This is a genomic window from Spirosoma aureum, from assembly GCF_011604685.1.
GTDB classification, from domain to species: domain Bacteria; phylum Bacteroidota; class Bacteroidia; order Cytophagales; family Spirosomataceae; genus Spirosoma; species Spirosoma aureum.
Genome location: NZ_CP050063.1, coordinates 3082356 through 3102338, shown reverse-complemented (window position 1 = coordinate 3102338; position 19983 = coordinate 3082356). Strand labels below are relative to the sequence as shown.

Here is a 19983-nt window from a genome sequence, read left to right as displayed (position 1 = left end):
CTTACCTATTTTAAGCGTCGGATTTGTCCTTTACATAGCCCAGTGTACGCGATCAATTTCAGGGCATCGATCTTGCTTCTTCCTGTTTCACTTACTCAACTGACCAATTGGCTCGCTCCGGCTGGTTACCCATGAGATCGGCAAGCCCACGCTCACCAATAAAATGCCAAGGTTGAGGATGGCATTGGCCAGATTGAACGGACCTCTGGATACGTTGGACAGAGGAACCACTCCCAGATTCATCACCGCCCAGACAAAAGCTCCGTAGAGTAATCCCGCTAACACCCAGTGCCGACGGAGCCATCTTATCTGCCCGGAGATCAGGACGAAAAACACCGCAAAGAGCATGGCAATCAAGTAATGAAAGAAAACACCCCATGCCAGCATTGGCCATCCTCCACCGAAGGCCGCCCGACCAAAAACGCCACTAGCGATGTAGGGAAACACACCCAGCGGATTTTTACCAGTAGCGTTATAATACAGCCAAAGCCCCGCTATTCCGTCAAGGGTCCCGGCTAGCAAGCCAGCCTGTAAACAAGTGCGAAGCAGCGATTGAGAACGTGCCATAATTGAAAATGGAAGGAGGATTTAGCCTTAAAAGCAAGCCGACTACCGTTTTCTACCGAATTCAAGGGACTCACATTCCATTGTTACTTAACCAAACCTACCAGGAAGGCATAAGAATCTCTACGGCATTCTGGCTTACCCACGGTCGGAATAACCGAAAGGCTACATCAATGATAATAGTATGGGCGGGCAAATAGAGTATGATTTTTATGTGAAAGGACTTTTATTAGCATGAGCATCCTTTAACACCAGTCGGCTGGATCTGGAACAAATACATGCTCTTTGTAAATCATGATAAAATCTACATTAACGCTTTTTTCAGCTCTTTTTATTTTATTCTGGCATAACACAAACCGGGAGACTGCTAAAACAGAGGCAACCTCAAACAGTCTTAACCGGGTTGACTCCTTACCCAAAACAACCACCTGGCCTCCCGAACTCAGTTTAATCAAGTTTGCTGGTTCCGATCTGACGCCAAGCCCTGCCTGTCTGGCGGTTGCACCGGCTGGCGAGGTATACGTAGGCGTCGATATGATTGGTTCGCTTGGTAAAAAGCCTGGGCAGGGACGCATTGTCAGGCTGGTCGATGCCGATAACGATGGCAAAATAGATCAGCATACCACCTTTGCAATGGTTGATAATCCACGGGGTATTCTGCCGGTTGGCGATCAACTATTTGTTTTGCACACCACCTTCTCAAAAGAAACGGGTATCGCTTCGGGCATGGATCTGGTCGTTTTTGACGATAAAGACCACGATGGCGTTGCAGATGGCCCCTCACGGCCCCTCATTGAACACATCAGTTCGCCTAAATTTCTGCAAAGCCGGGGTACTGACCACGCTACCAACGGCATCCGCATGGGAATCGATGGCTGGATTTATATTGCCGTCGGTGATTTTGGCTTTCATGATGCGACAGACCGCTCTGGCAAAAAATTAACCATGCTGGGCGGAGGTATTGTCAGAGTAAGACCCGATGGAACCGGGATGGAGATCTATACACACGGGTTACGGAACATTTATGACGTAGCTATCGACCCATACATGAATATATTTACCCGCGACAATACCAATGATGGCGGGGGCTGGAACATCCGGTTCAGCAATCAGATCCAGTCTGGAGAGTATGGTTATCCGGTTCTGTTCAAACAGTTTACCGATGAAATTATACCTGCTTTGGTTGATCTGGGTGGAGGTTCCGGGACAGGTGCTTTGTTCATGGACGATTCTACCTGGCCGGATCAATACAACCACGTTCCGATGATGGCCGATTGGGGGAGAAGCCAGCTCTTTGTTCACCGCCTTACGCCAGATGGAGCCAGTTTTACCCAAAAAGAGGAAGAGTTTATTAAACTGGCACAAATCACCGATGTGGATGTCGATGCTTCGGGTCGTGTATACCTATCGGCCTGGGATGGTGCGGGTTATTCGGGCAATCCCAGCAAAGGATTTGTGGTGCGGGCTGTTCCTAAAAACTGGGCTTACAAGCCATTCCCGGTCATTCGAAAAATGTCGGTAAAAAAACTGGCTTCGCTCCTGAAATCTGGTAGTGCCGTGGCCCGTTTAGCCGCTCAGCAGGAATTGCTGACCCGGCCTTCCGAGAAAACGGCCCCGGTAGCCTGGAAAATTGCAGCAGATAAGAGCATCCCACTTTATGCGCGGGTCGCCGGGATGTATACCTACGCTCAGGCTACTGGCACCAACGGCATCGATAAACTGCTAACCCTGACATCTGAAAACGAGATGCGGGCCTTTGCTCTTCGTGCCCTGTCGGATCAGAAACCGATGCTGAGTAAGGTCCCGATTGAACCCTTCCTGACTGGATTAAAAGACCCCTCGCCCCAGGTTCAGATCGCGGCCATTATTGGTCTTGGCCGACTCGGTCGGCAGGAAGCCGCCCCGGCGCTGTTGCAGGTCAGTGTCCCCGCTTCATTCACAGCCCCAGCTATTGGTATCGAAGGGCCACATGCTACACCTAACTCGGCCATAATTCCGGCGCATCTGGCTGTTCGGGCATTGGTTAGCCTCCAGGCCGTCGACGCCTGCGTGAAGGCCATAGGGTCAGCCAACTCAACGCTTGCGCTTTGGGCGTTACGCTACATGCACGATTCTAAAGCGGTCAATGGATTGCTAGCCGCTTATACTGCCACAGCCGATGCAGCCCTAAAAAAGCAACTGCTGATCACGCTGGCCCGTCTGTACAAAAAAGAAGCAGATTATGACGGTTCGTGGTGGTGGAGTACCCGCCCCGATACACATGGTCCCTATTACAAAGCTATTACGTGGGAATCTTCGCCTACGATCAAAGATTTTCTGATCAGGGAGTGGAATCAATCCAGCGATAAGCCATTTTTTGCTGACCTGAACAGCAGGCATCGCATGGAGATCAGTGAACTGGGCGGAGATGAGCCAGTGGTTGCCAAAGAAGAGGTAAAAATAGATCTGGATAAAATCCGGAATAAAAAAGGTCAGATTGGCGAGTCGTCCATTGAAGATGTGATGCTGGCAATGGCCCGGATTAAAGGCGATGCCGCTTTAGGGAAAACGCTGTTTACCCAGCAGGGTTGCGTAGCCTGCCACAGCCTGACTAAAAGCGAAACCATGAAAGGCCCTTTTATGGGGCAAATCGGTTCGATTATGAACCGGGACCAGATTGCTGAGTCAATTCTCAAACCGAATGCCTCCATTTCGCAGGGATTTGCTACGGTTCTCATCACGGCCAAAGGCAACAAAAGCTATACGGGCTTTATTACCGAAGAATCGTCAACACGAATTGTTCTTCGCGATATTACCGGGCAGGTTTATACCCTGAAAGCGTCGGATATAATCAGTCGCAAGGAAATGGAAACCTCGATGATGCCGACGGGGCTGGTCAATGCGTTGTCTTACGAGGAATTTGCCTCGCTTATCACCTTTCTATCTCAACAGAAAAAGTAACCAGCCGTAAGCTTACTTAGTTGATGGTGTTTCATGGGATGAATGAATAATCTTTTATTTTTGTAAGCATCCCTTATGTAATGAATGAGTGACATGAATGAGCCGTCTGCTACACTAGCCCATGAACGGTTTGAATTACTGGCCAAAGCTACCCACGACGCGGTTTGGGACTGGAACCTGCTAACCGATCAGGTGTGGTGGAATGAAGGCTTTCTGGACTTATTTGGCTATCAACCCGGAACCATCCAGGACGGCGCCAACTTTTGGGTCACCCGAATTCATCCCGCCGACAGGCAGCGTGTTCACGACAGTATTTATCACACCATCAAACAGGGGAAAACGAACTGGTCTGACGAGTATAGGTTCCTGAAAAACGATGGGTCCTATGCTTATGTACATGACCGGGGATATACGCTATTTCAGGACGGCCAGGCTGTGCGGATGGTGGGCGCGATGCAGGACATAACGCAGCAGGTAACCGAAATGGCCCGTCAACAGCAGGCCGAGCAACTCAAATTTATTACCGATAGTGCGCTTACAGCCATTGGTCTCTATTCAATCATTCGGGATAGCCATACTGGCGAAGTGATCGACTTGCGGTATGAGCTCATTAACCAAATGGCTCAACGAATGACGGGCCGACCAGCCGAAGAATTAATTGGTCGAACCATGCTGGAAGTCTTCCCCGGTATTGGCCTCAGTGGGGTTTGGCAACAGTATAAAGAGTTGGCGCAAAGTGGCGTTCCCCTCCGCTATCAGAATCATTACACCTACGAAGGCTATGATCTATGGTATGAGGTACAGGGTGTCCGACACGGCGACTGGATCGTTTTATCGTTTCTGGATATTACTGAGCTAAAGAAAACACAGCTTCAGCTTGAATCGCTCAATGAAGAACTGGTACGATCCAACGAAAGTCTTCAGCAATTCGCTTATATCGCCAGTCATGACTTACAGGAGCCTTTGCGTAAAATTCAATCGTTCGGCGATATTCTGAAGAACAACTACGCCGACCAGCTAGGTACTGGCATAGACCATCTCGAACGCATGCAGTCGGCAGCTGGGCGCATGGCTGTTCTAATTAAGGATCTATTGAATTTCTCCCGAATTTCCACCCATCATGACACCCCGACTTCGGTTTCGCTGGAACGGGTTGTGGAGCGGGTTCTGGATGATCTGGCTTTGAGTATTCAGGAAAAGCAGGCCGACGTGCAGGTAGAATCATTGCCTACCGTATCAGGCGACGCATCGCAACTACAGCAGTTGTTTCAGAATCTGCTGTCCAACGCTCTCAAATTTCATCGACCAGCGGCACCACCTCACATTCGGATCTGTTCACAGCTGGTAACCGCAACGGACTTACCCGCAACGATAAAACCCAGTCGGCAGGCACCAGCCTACTACCGCATTAGCGTATCAGACAACGGTATTGGATTCGATGAGCAGTATCTTGGGCGCATTTTTCAGGTCTTTCAACGACTTCATACCCGAAGCCAGTACGCAGGAACGGGCATTGGGCTGGCTATTTGTGAGAAGGTGGTAACAAATCATGGAGGAGCCATCACGGCAACGAGTGAGCCAGGAGAAGGGGCGACATTTGATGTGTATCTGCCCGCGACACCACAAAACTACTAAGCTACAAGTCTATTTTTATAACTTTATTCCCCATAAAATAAACACCATGTTTTTCCAGAACTGACAGATGACGGCTACTACGAAAATGTCCGTAAAGAAACTTATTGATTTATAACGTAACAGAATAGTAATACTTTACTTAAATTGTCATCAGTAAGAATTTAGATTTTTGCAGGGTTTTTACTTGTAAATCACTAAAACGTTTATTCTGATGCTCAATTTGTTCACCACAAAGAACACGCTCATTACCTGCCTGGTTGTTGGAGCAGTACTGGCAGGTTGCCATTCTCTTGACGAGTTTACACCCGCGGTTACAAACGTGAGTCAATTGGGCTCAGCCCGGCTTCAGGCAATCACTTTATCAGAAGGATTTGAAGTGGGAGCCAGTAGTCCCAAAACAGCCTATGACGTCACTCCAACGGGCTCATCCAGTGGCGACAACGTTACCCTCCAATCGAAATCCTGGAATCTATATGATGCCCTGATCGGCAACTTAAGTGGCGATTTAAAAGCAGGCTCCTGGTCGGCCCGGATTCGGAATTCGGGGAAGATCACCATGCTATTCGACGTCACAACGGGAGCCAGCACCGTTACGATCAAACATGGTACCTACGGCAGCGATGCTGCGAGCCAATGGGGATTGTGGTACTCGGTTAACAGTGGCAGTAGCTGGGCTCAGGCTGGCTCAACCATTACGACCACAACTACGCTTCAGACCCAAACGTTTACGCTTAATGTATCGGGTACTGTCCGCCTGGAGATCAGAAAACTATCCGGATCAACGAACCGTATCAATATTGACGACATTGTCATCAACGACAACGCGGGGGGCGGTACGCCTACGGGCAAGAAGTTTTTATTTGATGCCAGCAAACGCGAGAATGCAGGTAGTGCCGATTGGCAGATTGATGCGGATGGCACCGAAAGCGTCCCGATCTACACCGGTGGAACTACGGTAGAAACCAAGGCACAGCGCTATCCAACGCCTTCTTATACAGGCATCACCGCAACAACCTCCGAAACCTACTGGAAAGGGGGAATTTCGGCATGGGCGGTTGATCTGGTAAAACGTGGCAATCTGGTAGAAACGTTACCCAACACGGCATCGCTTACCTATGGCAACGCATCCAACGCGCAGGATTTGAGTAATTACGACGTATTTATTGTGGTGGAACCAAACCGTCTTTTCACAACGGCCGAAAAGACAGCGCTGATGAACTTTATCGCGAATGGTGGCGGACTGATGATGGTTGCCGACCATACGGCTCCTTCACTAACCGGCACCGATCCAAATGGCTACAATCCATCAGACAGAGATGGTGATGGCTACGATTCGCCACGCGTCTGGAACGATCTGATGTCAAACAATGGCATCAACAACAACAAGCCCTTTGGTTTCACCGTAGATTATGTTGACATCAGCGAACAACCGACAACGAAGGTATATACAGGCACAAACACTAATGCCCAGAAGGTGTTAGGCGGTTTAGCCGGTACAGCGTCTAAACTGGCCTTTTACAATGGGACCACTGCTACGCTTTACCCGACCAATAACGCTTCCGTTCAGGGTCTGTTCTGGCGAATGAGCGGTACGGTGGGCAGCACCACCAGTGTAATGGCCCTTCTATCGACTTACGGAAATGGTCGTGTCGTCTTTATTGGCGATAGCTCTCCGGCCGATGATGGCACCGGCGACACGAACGACAATCTGTTCAACGGATGGTCGGGCGATGTTCCATCGGGTTACACGTCTCACCCGGCTTTGCATATCAATGCATCTTTGTGGCTGGCAAAAGTTCAGTAGGAAAATCTCAATAATCAGTGGCCCGTTTTCAGTAGGCAATTCTCCGTAGAGAGTCTATTGGAAATGGGCCATTTCGTCAACTGATATTCCCCAGGCACAGCGAAAGTGTCCCAGTGGACATGCCGACTTGCCATGTAAATTACACGGTTTACAATCGAGTTCTTCAGTCGTCTGAACAACTCTCGATTGATCGGCCAGTGGGCCAAAGCCAAATTCGGGCACCGTCGAGCAAAAAACGGCGGTTGTTGGCGCATTCATTGCCGAACACAGGTGCAGGGGGGCCGAATCGTTCACATAGTTCATAGCTGCCCCGGCTTGCAAAGCCGCTGATTGCAATAAACTTAACCTCCCCGCCAGATTAATGACCGATCCCGGTGCTAACCCTGCCCGTGCGATCATCGCATTACAAGCCTGGGCATCGGCGGGCGCTCCCAACAAATAAATCACGGTACTACCCGGCAACTTCTGGATTAGTTCAATCCAGCGTTCGGATGGATATTGCTTTGTAAACCAGACCGATGTTGGCGCAATGCAGATATAGGGTTTATTCTGATAAATCCTGACCGCATTGTAATCAGCTACCGACGGGTAGAGCTTTGGGCGAGTCAACCGCACAATGGGCGAAGCCAGATTTAACGGTTTCAGCAATTCAGCATTCCGCTGTATTTCGTGAATACCTGGCTCGATCCGGTGTTCGATTCGATGAGTAAAAAATCGCGAAAAGGGGTTTTTCGTAAAGCCAACGGTTGTTTTCGCGCCCGAAAAGGCAGTTAACAAACCGGTTGTACCAAACCGCTGAAGGTTGAGTACGGCATCATATTTCCGGGAACGGATGGTTTGAAGTAGTGTCCAGAGACTTCGGTATTTGGCTCCTTTTTTATCCCAGATCAATACCTCATTCACAAATGGGTGATTAGCCAGCAGACTCTCGTTACCTTTGCGAACCAAAACGTCCAGCACTGCATCGGGCTGGGCCTGATGCAACTGCTCCAGAAGAGCCGTTGCCAGAATCACGTCGCCAATAAAGGCTGTTTGACTAATCAGGAACCGGGGCGAATTAGTTACGGTTATCATTAGTGCGCCTAGAGCGTCAATTGCTTAAGAATGGAAGATTACGAAGTTTATACCCTGCCAAACGGAATCCGGATCGCTCACAAACAGATACCGCATACCCAGATTGCTCATTGTGGTATCATGCTTGATATCGGAAGCCGAGATGAACAACCACACCAGCAGGGACTGGCCCACTTTTGGGAACATATGGCATTCAAAGGTACGGAGAAACGAAAATCGTACCACATAATTACACGACTAGAAACGGTTGGTGGCGAATTAAACGCATATACAACGAAAGAAAAAGTTTGTTTTCATGCATCCGTGCTGGGTGCTCATTTTGAGAAAGCAACTGAACTACTGTCGGATATAACGTTTCATTCGGTCTTTCCCGAAAAACAGATCGAGCGCGAGCGGGGTGTTATTCTGGAAGAAATGGCCATGTACTATGATTCACCTGAGGATGCCATTCAGGACGATTTCGATGAGTTGGTCTTTCCTAACCATGCCCTTGGTGGCAACATCCTCGGCACCACCGAAACCGTCAGCTCGTTCCGGCGCGAAGATCTGCAGAGCTTCATTGCCGAGAATTATGACACCAGCCGAATTGTATTTGCGTCCGTAAGCAACCTGCCATTTAAGCAGGTCGTTAAAGTAGCCGAAAAATATTTTCGTGATGTACCGGCCCAGCATACGACACGGCTTCGCAAGATGCCAACGGATTACGTACCACGCCACAACCGGGTAGAACGCCCGATTACGCAGGCACAATGCGCAATTGGCCGCCCGGCTTATGGCCTGACCGATCCGCGTCGACTACCGTTTTTTATGCTCGTCAATCTGCTCGGCGGACCCGGTATGAACTCCCGGCTCAACCTGAATTTACGCGAGAAATACGGGCTGGTCTATTCCATCGACGCCAGTTACACGCCCTATCTGGATACGGGTTTTCTGGGTATTTACTTCGGTACCGACCCTAAGAAAGTGGAGAAAGCCATCGGATTGATCAACAAGGAACTAAAGCGACTTCGTGAAGAGCCGCTCACGACCCTGCAACTTCACCAAACCAAGGAGCAGCTTATTGGCCAGTTGGCTATGGCCGAAGAAAGCAATAATAGCTTCATGCTCATGATGGCCAAAAGTCTGCTCGACATCGATCGGGTAGAAGCGCTGAACGACATTTTTAACGACATCAAAGCCGTAACAGCCAATCAGTTACAAACGCTGGCTCAGGAAATTTTCGATGAAGGCCAGTTCAGTTCCCTGACCTTCGTACCCGAAAAGTAGGTATTCAGTCACGTGATGTCGGTTTCAGGAGCGCTAACATTGCCTAAACCGACATCACGTTTATAATTAGTTACACTTCAATCCGGAGCAGGTGCATAGGTAGCACATACGGGTCGAGCTCCACATAATTCCATTCGCCCTTCCAGGTGTAATAGGCTTCCGTCAGTAAATCGTGGACTGAATAGGTCTGGTCTGGTTCGATACCCAACTCCCAGATCGGAACCTGAACCATACCCGCCCGACGGCCGTAAGCTTCCGTATTGACGACAATAAGCAGTCTGTTCTCGCCCGACGTTTTAAGGTAAGCCATAATAGCGTCATCGCTAACGGTGCAAAACGTCAGGTTATTTGTCTTTTGTAAAGCCACATTCTCATTCCGGATGCGGTTCACCAGCGTAATGAGGTAAGTGAGTTTATTGGTTTTATTCCAGTCCCAATGCCGGATTTCGTATTTCTCCGAGTTTAAATACTCTTCTTTATTTGGGAACGGAACGTATTCCATCAACTCAAACGATGGGCCGTAAATACCATAGTTGCTCGATAGCGTTGCCGCCAGGAAATAGCGAATCAGGAACTGCGGCTCGTGTCCCGGTTGAAGGATATTGGGATTGATGTCGTGGGTTGTTGGCCAGAAGTTCGGGCGAAAAAAATAGCTGATCTCGTCTTGTGTCAGCTCGGTCATGTATTCCTCCAGCTCAGCCTTCGTATTGCGCCAGGTGTAATACGTATAAGACTGCGAAAAGCCCCGTTTGGCCAGTTCCTGCATCACCTTGGGCTTTGTAAACGCTTCGGCCAGAAACAACATATCCGGAAACTCACGCTTTACTTCAGCAATGATCCACTCCCAGAAGCCAAACGGTTTCGTGTGCGGATTATCGACCCGAATGATGCGAATACCCCATGAGGCCCAAACCAGTAAAACCCGCTTTAATTCGTCCCATAAGTTCTGCCAGTCGTCGGTCTCAAAATAAATCGGATAGATATCCTGGTATTTTTTGGGCGGATTCTCGGCATACTGAATGGTGCCGTCGGGCCGTTTTTTAAACCATTCGGGGTGGTCCTTTGCCCACGGATGGTCAGGTGAACACTGAATGGCAAGGTCCATCGCGACTTCCATGCCATAGTTGGCTGCAATAGCAATGAGGTGCTTAAAATCGTCTACCGTGCCTAGCTCGGGGTGAATCGCATCATGCCCGCCTTCAGGAGAGCCAATACCATATGGAACCCCAGGTTCACCAGGCTGGCAAACAACCGAATTATTTTTCCCTTTACGATAAGCCATACCGATCGGGTGAATAGGCGGCATATAGAGCACATCGAAACCCATCCCCGAAATACGTGGCAATAAGGCTTCAACATCTTTAAACGTACCATGAACGCCCTCCTGCTGCGAAGCCGAACGGGGAAACAGGCAGTACCATGTGCTAAAGCCAGCCCTGGTGCGATCAACCTCAATACCAAGTTCATGAACATAGCGGGTTGGGTACTGGCGTTCGGGATACCGGCTTGCGTAGAACGTAAACTGATCGCTTTCAGCCACCGAAACGGCTTCGTCATAACGACTCTCTTCCCGAAATAACGCAGCCATCTCCCGTAGTGCAGCGGCATCGGCCGATTCGTCAACTGACGCCACGGGTGTTTTCTTTTTCCCCTTCCCTGCTTTTATCTCCTGCCCGCCAGCTCGCTTAAACATTCCATCCAGAAACTGCGCACCAGCCAGCAGTTCGCTCGTAATACGCTGCCCATCGGCTACTTTCAGATGAATTTCGTGCTGCCATGAGGCCGGATGGTCGACCCAGGCTTCAATTGTATAAACGTAACGGCCCTGCTTTTCAACAATAAAGGATGCACCCCAACGGTCATTGTTGAGCAACGTCATGGCCATTTCAGTCCAGTCAGACTCATCACTATGCCTGTAGAGAAGCAAAGCCGCTAAATGATCATGACCATCAGCAAAAACATCAGCTTCAATAGCGATTACATCACCAACAGTTGCTTTTATCGGAAATCGGCCACCGTCAAGTTCGGGCGTTACATGCTCAATAGCCACGCGCACCTGACCGGATCGGGCCGGATAGTCGGAGGCTGGGTGTATATTCTCAACAACTGATATCGCTGGCACGGCTAACGCTGTGCCGGTAGTAGGTAATGCAGATTCCTTCGATCTTTTTTTCGGTGAGTTCATTCGTAATTCATGTATGTTAATTAATCCATTTGGGAGTAATTCTGACCGTTAAGCAATGTTACGAAGAAAACGCACATTAGTCGTTTTTTGCTTCTGAATGGTAAACAGCTTACCCCCACAATGCGTACATCTACGCCCCAAAATCCTACCATTTACCTGCGCTGCAAAAACGAGTAATTGTGCGCTAAAACACTGACTACCAATACTATAATTTTACCAAACCAACGCACCTACTTCATTGATTCGGTTTCATTGAAGCGTTCATTCCTGTGGAACGATTTAGTCACGGGCTATCTTAAATAAACCCTTTTCATGTTCACATCACCTTCTCCCAATGACCCAGAGAACGGCACAACGCTGTCTGATCATAACGCAACCGAATTTGCGTTAGAGCAGTTGTTTGGGCCCACAGATCCGAATCCGGCCGCCCCCATTGTTGCCGATCCGGAAACATTTCATGATACCATTCAGGAACTGATTCCTGAATTGCCGATTCCACCGATACCACTGGTAAAGAACCGGGTGAGTGGAAGCTACCGTAGTGCTGCTTCGAGCGGCTATGAACTGGAATTACGGGTCGATGTCGATGGCGTCGGGCCAACCCAACGTGTGAGTGGTGATTACTACTCGGTATCGGGCGCGACTAAAACGTATTTCGGGTCATTTATCGTCAATGTAGTTAGTGTAACGTTCACCACTACACAAGCCACGCTTACGGGTACTGCCGAGTGTACGTGGACAACGGATTTCCGCCGGTTGCAGATTACGATTCAGCGAACAACGATCTTTCAATCACCGGCACCCGCACAACTGCGTTGGTTTTCAGTAACAAACAACGCTCCGGGTGCCGCTTATCAGTGTAACTATGTATCCCGCTACTTCCGCACGGTCGTGCTGGAACAGGATTCATTGGTTGGTGTAACACCATTCAACTCCTACAATACCGGCGGTTTACCATCGGGCGGGGCAGCCCGAACCCTGGGCGTTATTCCGTCCTACCGGGAAGCAGGCATCGACATACAGATTGGGGGTACGACCAATGTGATCGCCAACAGTGGTGCTGGCGCCAATGGAACCTGGAGCGACGCCGAGTTACACAACGCGATGCAGGCAAATTTCGCGCTGTGGCAAAACATTCCGCAGTGGAAAGTATGGCTGTTTCATTCGTATCAGCACGATCTGGGACCGGGTTTGTATGGCATCATGTTCGATCAGCAGGGGCGGCAGCGTCAGGGTTGCGCAACGTTCTACCGGGGTATCGGTGGCACCACCAATGATCAGCTCAGGCTTCAGTTGTACACCAACGTGCATGAACTCGGCCACTGCTTCAACCTGATGCACTCGTGGCAGAAAAGTTATGCCCAGCCAGCGCTACCTAATCGCCCATCGGCTCTATCCTGGATGAATTATCCGTGGAATTTTCCCGGAGGACCAGCTGCTTTCTGGAATTCCTTTGATTTCCGGTTCGACAGTCAGGAGTTGATTCATTTACGGCATGCGTTCCGCGATAAGGTCATCATGGGCGGTAATCCTTTTACAGAAGGTGCTGCGCTTGATTCGGGCGATCTGTTTGCCGATACTATTGAGAACAATACAGGTCTGCAAATCGAACTGGAAGCGAAACCAAGTTTTGCGCTGGGAGAACCGGTAGTCGTCGAGATTCGTCTACGCACCACCAGCACCCTAGGCAAATCGGCCAATACCTGTATCCATCCCAAATTCGGCTACGTACACATCGGTATTGTGAAACCAGGCGGAAAGGTGGTAACCTATGAACCGCTGGCCGAATACCTGATGGAACCGGATATAAAACTGCTTACCGAAGAAAGCCCTTCGGCCTACGACAGTGCTTATATCGGCTACGGCAAAGACGGATTCTACTTCGACCAGCCGGGCACCTACCAGATCCGGGCATCTTATTTCCACCTCGATGGATCACGGATTGTATCCGACATTATCAAAATCAGGGTCAAATCGCCCCTATCGGCCGACGACGATTCGGTAGCCGACCTACTTCTGGGCGATGATCAGGGCCAGCTCTTTTATCTGCTAGGCTCTGATTCTCCCTACCTCAAGGCTGGAAATGAAGCATTTGACCAGATAATCGATCAATTCCCAACGCATCCGCTCACGATGTATGCCAAATTGGCTAAAGGCGTGAATGATCAACGGAGCTTTAAGTCGATCACGGACGATAAAGAACTAACCGTTCGATCAGCCAAGCCAACCGAGAGTGCAGCCCTGTTAACGGACGTTGTCGACCAGTCGAAAGCAGGTGTCGGGTCGAAGGCGAGTATCGGGCTGGATAACATCTCACTGAATATGGCTATGCGCAAATTGGCCAAAGCGCAATCGATGGAAGGCAACGACGAGGCAGCAAAAGAAACGCTGACCGACATGGTGAACTTCCTGGGCAAACAAACCAGCCGCCCACACGTGCGCAAGCTGATTCGGGAGCAGGCTAAAAACGCCCTTAAAGAGCCTTAGAGCCAGCTAACGCCCTGTAGCCTACAGCATTGTTTCGCCTAAAAGCGGGGCAATGCTGTAGGCTCCTTAATTACCAGCACCTACATCGAATCCAATCAACCGGATTATACTGACTAATTCTAAACCCTTTTTATCATGGCAGATCAAGCAAAGTTCGAATACGACGACTGGGTGGGGGCCGTGCGCCCTGATCCACGTAATACCGACCAGGTAACGCTCCTTCAGGGCTATATTGGCCAATCGTCGGAGAGCGGCCATATCCGCGTATACGCCGACGATTCATTGAATGGCTTCGTCGAAGTACCCGAAGAAGCCATCGTGTATGCCCTTAAACTAAGTGCAACCGAATCATCGCTGGGTGGAAGCCGAATCTGGATCCGTTCCGATACGGTTGTTACCCACGGTGACCCGAAGCTGGCCAACCGGCCCAGGAGTACCTTTCTGGAAGGTGACATTATGCAGCAGTATGGCGCATTCGGTCAACCCGACACGACGCAGATGCAGGGATTTGCGGCTGCCGGACAGCCCGACACAACGCTCCAGGCGGCAACGATTGGTATTGCGTGCGGGCCATTAACCCGGGTTTCTGTTTGTCAGATTTGCGTTTCCACGCCAATCATTTGCCGGACGAGAATAAGCATCTGTCAATTACGGACCTGTTTCGTTACCCAGTGTGGATTTGCAACCTGTCAGATTACATTCTGCGGTAAATCGTGCTTCAGAACCGTTTGCTGCATTCCAGGGGATCGGTTCCCGATCACAAAGACGCCTACCTTCCCAACCACCGAGCCAACGGTCGGCCCCGCCGGACCATTTGGACAGCCGGGTGGTGCCGGATTCATGGGCGGTCAGCCGGACACGACGCAGATGGGTGGTTATTACGGCACCTTCAATCCGTATATGTATTGATTAGACTGGCAGCGACTGGCAATTCCAAAGCTACCCAAAAGGCTACAGCTGCCAGTCGCTGTTTCTTAACTCCCACTCAGGCTATGCTACTAACTGGTTTTACTATCGCCCACTATCTGCTGGATAAAGGCTACCTATCTTCCGAATCGATACTCGATGGTCGGTTTACAGCTCATCTGGCATCCAGCCGCAATACGAACTACCTCATCAATCGGGATGCCGATAAAGGCTCACTATTCGTCAAACAGGTACAAGCCTGGGATCAGGAGAAAATAGAGACCCTACGCACAGAAGCTACCTGCTACTGGCTTGCCGAGAATGAAGCAGAATACGCCCAGCTCCGAAAATTTCTGCCCCCCTACCTCGCCTTCGATTCACAAAACCACATTCTGATTACAGAGGCAGTACAGGGGGCCATAAGCCTCAACGATTTTTATTTACAACAGCGGTCGTTTCCGCTACAATTAGCCACACGTCAGGCCGAACTGCTTGGCTCATTCCACAAAACCATTGCCCGATCCGTACAGGAAGCACCAAGTTTTCGACTGTTCAGGAAACAGGAGCCGGTGGTGTTTTTGTGGAGTTCATCGGGTTTTCCGGCCTATTCGGGTCAGCAAAGTCAGGCCGAGCGCCAGATGGTACAACTGATCACGAAAAACGAAGACTATATGACACGGCTGTCAGCCGTTCGGGAGAAGTGGCAGGCAACCAGTCTCATCCACGGCGATATTAAACCGGCTAATTTCCTGATCAATCAGGATGCTCTGTCAACGGGTCGTTACGATCTGCGCCTGATTGACTGGGAAACCGCCGATATTGGCGACCCCTGCTGGGATGTTGCGGCTATTTTCCAGAGCTATCTGTTCTACTGGATATACTACGAACCTCTACAGGGCCAGTCGGCACAAAACCCCTATGCCAGCTATGGCTTCTCGCTCGAAACCATGCAACCATCCATGCGTCAGTTCTGGCAGACTTACATTCGCTTAATGGACTGGACTGCCGAAGAAGCGGATACCAACCTAAGCAAAATTGTTGGGTATTGCGCTCTGAAACTGATTCATACCTGTTATGAAACGATTCAGCAGGCTTCGGCCATGCCGCTCCACAGCGCCCGTCTGCTTCAATTAAGTTTAAACATGCTACGCTCACCTGACGAAGCGATCTGGTCAGTGCTGGGTATTCCAAACGCGGTACGGCTATGAAAACCCACTACGAACAGCAACTCGATGCGATCCTCAACGGATTACACATTGATCAGGCTCAGTGCCAGATAACGCTTAAAATTGACGGCTATCAGACTAGCTATAAACCGGATACACTACAGGTGACCCTAGCGGGTTTGATCTATCAGCATTTTTACTGTGCCGCCGATACAGCTGCCCCAACTCTCGCTGGTTTGCCGACCGACAATTCGTTTATGGACGAATTGAGCAGAAACAACCATAGCGTTGAAACGTTCGACACGGCCTGGTCTGTCGAAACGGTAGACCAGGCCGGAATACCCTACGTCACGAAAGGCAATGACCGACGGATGGTCTATGCGGGCGAGTTCGTTTACGACAGCCCGAAGCGCGGACCGGCACAGGCTGGGGATACAGTCAGGCTACTCATGCACCGCGAACTTCGGGATTTACAGAGTGGCTTTTATTATGTATTCGGCCAAAAGCCCGGCGAGGATTCGATTACCCTACAGACCCGGCTCTATTTTCACTCGACACCGGAAGGCAGTCTTCGGCTGGTGTCCTGGGTGACGCAGACGCTCAATACGTATCGGATACCCTTTCAATTTAAATGCCTCAACCATCCCGATTTATATGGTCGCAGCGACTCGGCTGTGCTTTATCTGTCAAAACCATACGTGAATGTTGTACTGGATTTATTGACGGAAGCACTGCCTGATTTGGAACCCTGGCTACAACCGTCCATTCCGCTCTTCACCCGATTGATCGCACCGGGCATTGGCTTTGCCGAAAGTCCACCCAACCCAAGCGAAAGTTTCGGGACAAGCCGAAGTGGTCTTATTGCGCAGGGAATTGCCAATGCCGTAGCAAAACAGCAATCTGGCGAAACATACAACGAAGCCGTGCAGTCGCTATTCGACAAGCTAGGTCTTTCGCTTGATCAACCCTACCGCAATCCTCAGTCAACGTACCCTTACACCTTCCCCACTCATTCGACTAACTAAATCCGGCCCATGGAAACGCTTACCGCCCCTCAGGTTTCAACTACAGCTACGACACTCGAAACGAGTTTTATTGAAACAGCCGCTCAAATTGGCCGGACTCTATGCCGTGATGCGATTTGGTTTGGCTCTCGCTGCAACTTTTTGTCATCGACCAATGACCCGGCTTTTGAGTATCCCAAGCCTTATTTCAAATCGCTCGAAGCCGATTTTTATTCCGGATCAGCGGGCGTAGCGTTTTTTCTGGCAGCCCTCTACAATGCCACCGGCGATCGCCTTATCCGAAAAACAGCGATAGGAACCCTGCAAAATTCCCTGGAAACAGCCCAGTTCATTCCTGCAAACTCGACTTTAGGTTTCTTTGCCGGTTGGACAGGTATTGCCTATTCAACGATTCAGGCGGGACAGTGGCTACATGATGACGAACTGGCTATTCAGGGACATCACCTGCTCGACAGGATTACGAAACTCGATGTGCAACAGGCCGGAATCGATGTAATTGACGGAGCAGCTGGTGCCATTCCGGCCCTGATCAAGCTAGAACGTGCCCAGCCGTCGCGCGCACTTCGTTCGCTCATCGTTCAGCTCGCCGATCAGTTGGTGAGTAAAGCCGAACGGTCGCCAGAAGGCACGTCGTGGAATACCGTCATGGGTGCCGACCATCGGAACCTAACCGGGCTGGCTCATGGGGTTGCAGGCATTGTCAACGCCCTGCTCGAATCGTTCGCACTGACCCAGGATGTTCGTTATCAGGATACTGCCTTTGAGGGCTTGCGGTACGAAAATGCCTTTTTCAATCAGCAGGAGCAGAACTGGCCCGATTTCCGCATGAAAAGCCAGCCAACGGCTTACAATCTTACTGAAGAATCGGCCGACCCAACCTGTTCGTGTGCCTGGTGTCATGGTGCACCCGGCATTGCCCTCTCGCGGTTGCGCGGGTATGAACTCACCCGGCATCCGGCGCTGAAAACCGAAGCGCTTACAGCTCTGCATACAACGTCAAAACAGCTCACCTGGGATCAGCAGATGAATTTTTCGCTATGTCACGGATTGGCTGGTAATGCGGATGTATTGCTGGAAGCTGCCAACATTCTGGCCATGCCCGACTGGCACACGCAGGCAACAACCATTGGCCAACTCGGACAGGAACGCTACCACCAGACGGGCCTGTGGGCGAACGGCTTATACAACGCCTTTCAGATTCCTGATTTTATGCTCGGCTTATCAGGTATCGGCTATTTTTACCTGCGGCTGGCTGATGCAACGACCTATAAATCGGCACTTATAATGCGCTAAAGCCAGCTTTATCGTGTTTGAGATGGTCAAACACTACAAAGCTGGCTTTAGCGCGTAATTTTTAAACTCTTTCCCTACTTCGACCCGTCGGCCTTGGCCGATTCAACCGCTATGGCACCAACTGCCGCACCAAGCTTTGCCCCGGCTTCATTATCGAATCGGAACGAAGTGCCACCATACAATTCGGACAACGTTGCTTCAGTAAGCTGTGCATTCAGCGCAGTGGCTTCTTCCGGGAATACATAAAGTAAAACTGCCGTAGCAGCCGACGCAAAGGTGGCATGCTCGGATGGGTAACCCGGCGTATTGGGAATAATGGTTGCCGTTTTGATGGTTGGATCGATCTGCGAAGGACGGGGTACAAAATAGGCAAATTTGGTTACCCAGCAGGCCGTACCCCCATCCTGTAGGGCACGATTCACGAGCGCATAGGTACGGGCGGCCCGAAGTTCGTTCTGGCGATATTGATGAATAAACTCTTCAGTTATCATATTCCAATGGCCTGGAATCGTAAAGGTGCCGGTGCCATCGTCCCATTTAGCCGCAATGCGTGATTGATCGCGGGTGCGGGCGTCTGCCATCGTGCGAACTTCTGTCAAATCCTTTTGAAATGACGCCGATGTTGTTGATGGGGGCGCAGCAGGAAGGCTTTTGGCAATTGCCGTTGAGTCGAACCAGGTTTTTACTTTTCCTGCTAAAGGCAGTATGGGCGGTCGGGTCGGTATAATCAGGCTTGTCCACTTAACATCGTAAGGTGCCTTGGCAAGCAAGGTTGTCCAGGTGTTATTCGGGTCGCTGGCCGTGCTGAAACGGTCGATTTTAAGCCGATCGACCACTTTTGTCGTTACGGCAGCCCCAATATCCTCACCCCCTTTTATATCGCTCGATACGTTGGCCCCATTCCAGATCCGGCTCTGCTTATGCTCGGCCGCTTTCGTCTTAAGCCAGGGCGCTTCATTCGGAAAGAAATAAGCCAGCATCTGACACGAAACCTCAGCAACTGCGGCATCTTCTGACGGATACGAGGGTACGTTGGCAATGGGTGCGCGGGTGGTCACCCCCTGATCGACCAGCGAAGGGCGGTTGTATTGATACTTGGCTCGCCAGGCTACGACCAAAGCATCATATTGTGCAATGCTGAGCGCAGCATAGAGTCGGGCCGCAAACGGCGAACTGGCCGGTGAGTTCGTTGCATCCAGCGGATTACCTGATTCAGTATTGTATTTCGCTACTAATTGACGGGCAATCTGGTTCCAGCGGGTCACTCCGCCAACTGCCCAATAGTTGATGGCCGTAATTTTTTCCGGTTCCAGGCTCGCTACGCCATTTTTCACCTGAGCGAATTCGCTTTTGTAGGCATCGGAAGTAATCGCATCGGGTTGCGGAACACTAATATCAGCTGCGGATTTGAGGACAATCGTTCGCCAGTTTCCGCCACTGGGATCCACCGTAGCCGGTTCGCTGAACGGCAGAACACCCTCGTCGATAACGGGTTCCTTGCAGCCCGATACCCACAGGAAGAGAACGCTTAAGGAAACGATAGAAAGTAACTTATTCATTCTTGATTTGATCACAAAGCGTACGAAGTAGATGAAATGTACACGACGAATTTCTTGAGACCATTGAGCCTTTTTGTGC

13 protein-coding genes are annotated in these 19983 nt (G+C 50.4%); 9 read left to right on the top strand and 4 right to left on the bottom strand.

What is annotated here, in order from left to right; genetic code table 11:
- Positions 1-87: 87 nt before the first annotated feature.
- On the bottom strand, positions 88-567 hold the full coding sequence (locus G8759_RS12230) for a hypothetical protein (RefSeq protein ID WP_167208317.1): 480 nt from the start codon (positions 565-567) through the stop codon (positions 88-90).
- Between the two features lie 291 nt (positions 568-858).
- Between G8759_RS12230 and G8759_RS12225 the strand changes: the two genes are divergently transcribed.
- From G8759_RS12225 to G8759_RS12215, 3 genes are all read left to right on the top strand, one after another.
- Positions 859-3504, top strand: a complete 2646-nt coding sequence (locus G8759_RS12225; protein ID WP_167208315.1) for a DUF7133 domain-containing protein — start codon at positions 859-861, stop codon at positions 3502-3504.
- A gap of 93 nt (positions 3505-3597) precedes the next feature.
- On the top strand, positions 3598-5139 hold the full coding sequence (locus G8759_RS12220) for a sensor histidine kinase (RefSeq protein ID WP_167208313.1): 1542 nt from the start codon (positions 3598-3600) through the stop codon (positions 5137-5139).
- Positions 5140-5350: 211 nt separating this feature from the next.
- Positions 5351-6943 (top strand): hydrolase, encoded by a 1593-nt coding sequence (locus tag G8759_RS12215; protein ID WP_167208311.1) that lies wholly within the window; start codon positions 5351-5353, stop codon positions 6941-6943.
- 54 nt (positions 6944-6997) lie between these two features.
- Here G8759_RS12215 and G8759_RS12210 read toward each other — a convergent pair whose 3' ends face one another.
- Positions 6998-8017: a glycosyltransferase family 9 protein gene (locus G8759_RS12210; protein WP_167208309.1), complete on the bottom strand. Its 1020-nt coding sequence runs from the start codon at positions 8015-8017 to the stop codon at positions 6998-7000.
- A 30-nt stretch (positions 8018-8047) separates the two neighbouring features.
- Here G8759_RS12210 and G8759_RS12205 point away from each other — a divergent pair, with 30 nt between their 5' ends.
- Positions 8048-9283 (top strand): M16 family metallopeptidase, encoded by a 1236-nt coding sequence (locus tag G8759_RS12205; protein ID WP_162386250.1) that lies wholly within the window; start codon positions 8048-8050, stop codon positions 9281-9283.
- 70 nt (positions 9284-9353) lie between these two features.
- On the opposite strand, the gene G8759_RS12200 is transcribed toward G8759_RS12205, so the two are convergent.
- Positions 9354-11405: an alpha-1,4-glucan--maltose-1-phosphate maltosyltransferase gene (locus tag G8759_RS12200; RefSeq protein WP_232074220.1), complete on the bottom strand. Its 2052-nt coding sequence runs from the start codon at positions 11403-11405 to the stop codon at positions 9354-9356.
- A 375-nt stretch (positions 11406-11780) separates the two neighbouring features.
- Here G8759_RS12200 and G8759_RS12195 point away from each other — a divergent pair, with 375 nt between their 5' ends.
- The 5 genes from G8759_RS12195 to G8759_RS12175 all read left to right on the top strand — a co-directional run bounded on the left by G8759_RS12195 (position 11781) and on the right by G8759_RS12175 (position 18345).
- Complete coding sequence (locus G8759_RS12195) at positions 11781-13955, top strand: hypothetical protein (RefSeq protein ID WP_167208304.1); 2175 nt, start codon at positions 11781-11783, stop codon at positions 13953-13955.
- Positions 13956-14090: 135 nt separating this feature from the next.
- Positions 14091-14864 carry a hypothetical protein gene (locus G8759_RS12190; protein ID WP_167208302.1) on the top strand — a complete coding sequence of 258 codons (774 nt, stop codon included), beginning with the start codon at positions 14091-14093 and terminating at the stop codon, positions 14862-14864.
- Positions 14865-14947: 83 nt separating this feature from the next.
- Positions 14948-16069 (top strand): aminoglycoside phosphotransferase family protein, encoded by a 1122-nt coding sequence (locus G8759_RS12185; protein WP_167208300.1) that lies wholly within the window; start codon positions 14948-14950, stop codon positions 16067-16069.
- The gene (locus G8759_RS12180; protein ID WP_167208299.1) at positions 16066-17052 is read left to right on the top strand and encodes a T3SS effector HopA1 family protein; all 987 of its coding nucleotides are present in this window, start codon (positions 16066-16068) and stop codon (positions 17050-17052) included. Before G8759_RS12185 ends, G8759_RS12180 begins: the two co-directional genes overlap by 4 nt.
- 9 nt (positions 17053-17061) lie before the next feature.
- Positions 17062-18345 (top strand): lanthionine synthetase LanC family protein, encoded by a 1284-nt coding sequence (locus tag G8759_RS12175; protein WP_167208296.1) that lies wholly within the window; start codon positions 17062-17064, stop codon positions 18343-18345.
- A 74-nt stretch (positions 18346-18419) separates the two neighbouring features.
- Here the strand turns inward: G8759_RS12175 and G8759_RS12170 are convergent, their stop codons facing one another.
- The gene (locus tag G8759_RS12170) at positions 18420-19904 is read right to left on the bottom strand and encodes a phosphatase PAP2 family protein (protein WP_167208294.1); all 1485 of its coding nucleotides are present in this window, start codon (positions 19902-19904) and stop codon (positions 18420-18422) included.
- Between the last annotated feature and the right edge of the window lie 79 nt (positions 19905-19983).

What these genes read in the sequence shown, in the direction of transcription:
- G8759_RS12230 (WP_167208317.1), bottom strand. Translation starts at nt 567, where the DNA reads ATGGCACGTTCTCAATCGCTGCTTCGCACTTGTTTACAGGCTGGCTTG.
- G8759_RS12225 (WP_167208315.1), top strand. Translation starts at nt 859, where the DNA reads ATGATAAAATCTACATTAACGCTTTTTTCAGCTCTTTTTATTTTATTC.
- G8759_RS12220 (WP_167208313.1), top strand. Translation starts at nt 3,598, where the DNA reads ATGAATGAGCCGTCTGCTACACTAGCCCATGAACGGTTTGAATTACTG.
- G8759_RS12215 (WP_167208311.1), top strand. Translation starts at nt 5,351, where the DNA reads ATGCTCAATTTGTTCACCACAAAGAACACGCTCATTACCTGCCTGGTT.
- G8759_RS12210 (WP_167208309.1), bottom strand. Translation starts at nt 8,017, where the DNA reads ATGATAACCGTAACTAATTCGCCCCGGTTCCTGATTAGTCAAACAGCC.
- G8759_RS12205 (WP_162386250.1), top strand. Translation starts at nt 8,048, where the DNA reads ATGGAAGATTACGAAGTTTATACCCTGCCAAACGGAATCCGGATCGCT.
- G8759_RS12195 (WP_167208304.1), top strand. Translation starts at nt 11,781, where the DNA reads ATGTTCACATCACCTTCTCCCAATGACCCAGAGAACGGCACAACGCTG.
- G8759_RS12190 (WP_167208302.1), top strand. Translation starts at nt 14,091, where the DNA reads ATGGCAGATCAAGCAAAGTTCGAATACGACGACTGGGTGGGGGCCGTG.
- G8759_RS12185 (WP_167208300.1), top strand. Translation starts at nt 14,948, where the DNA reads ATGCTACTAACTGGTTTTACTATCGCCCACTATCTGCTGGATAAAGGC.
- G8759_RS12180 (WP_167208299.1), top strand. Translation starts at nt 16,066, where the DNA reads ATGAAAACCCACTACGAACAGCAACTCGATGCGATCCTCAACGGATTA.
- G8759_RS12175 (WP_167208296.1), top strand. Translation starts at nt 17,062, where the DNA reads ATGGAAACGCTTACCGCCCCTCAGGTTTCAACTACAGCTACGACACTC.
- G8759_RS12170 (WP_167208294.1), bottom strand. Translation starts at nt 19,904, where the DNA reads ATGAATAAGTTACTTTCTATCGTTTCCTTAAGCGTTCTCTTCCTGTGG.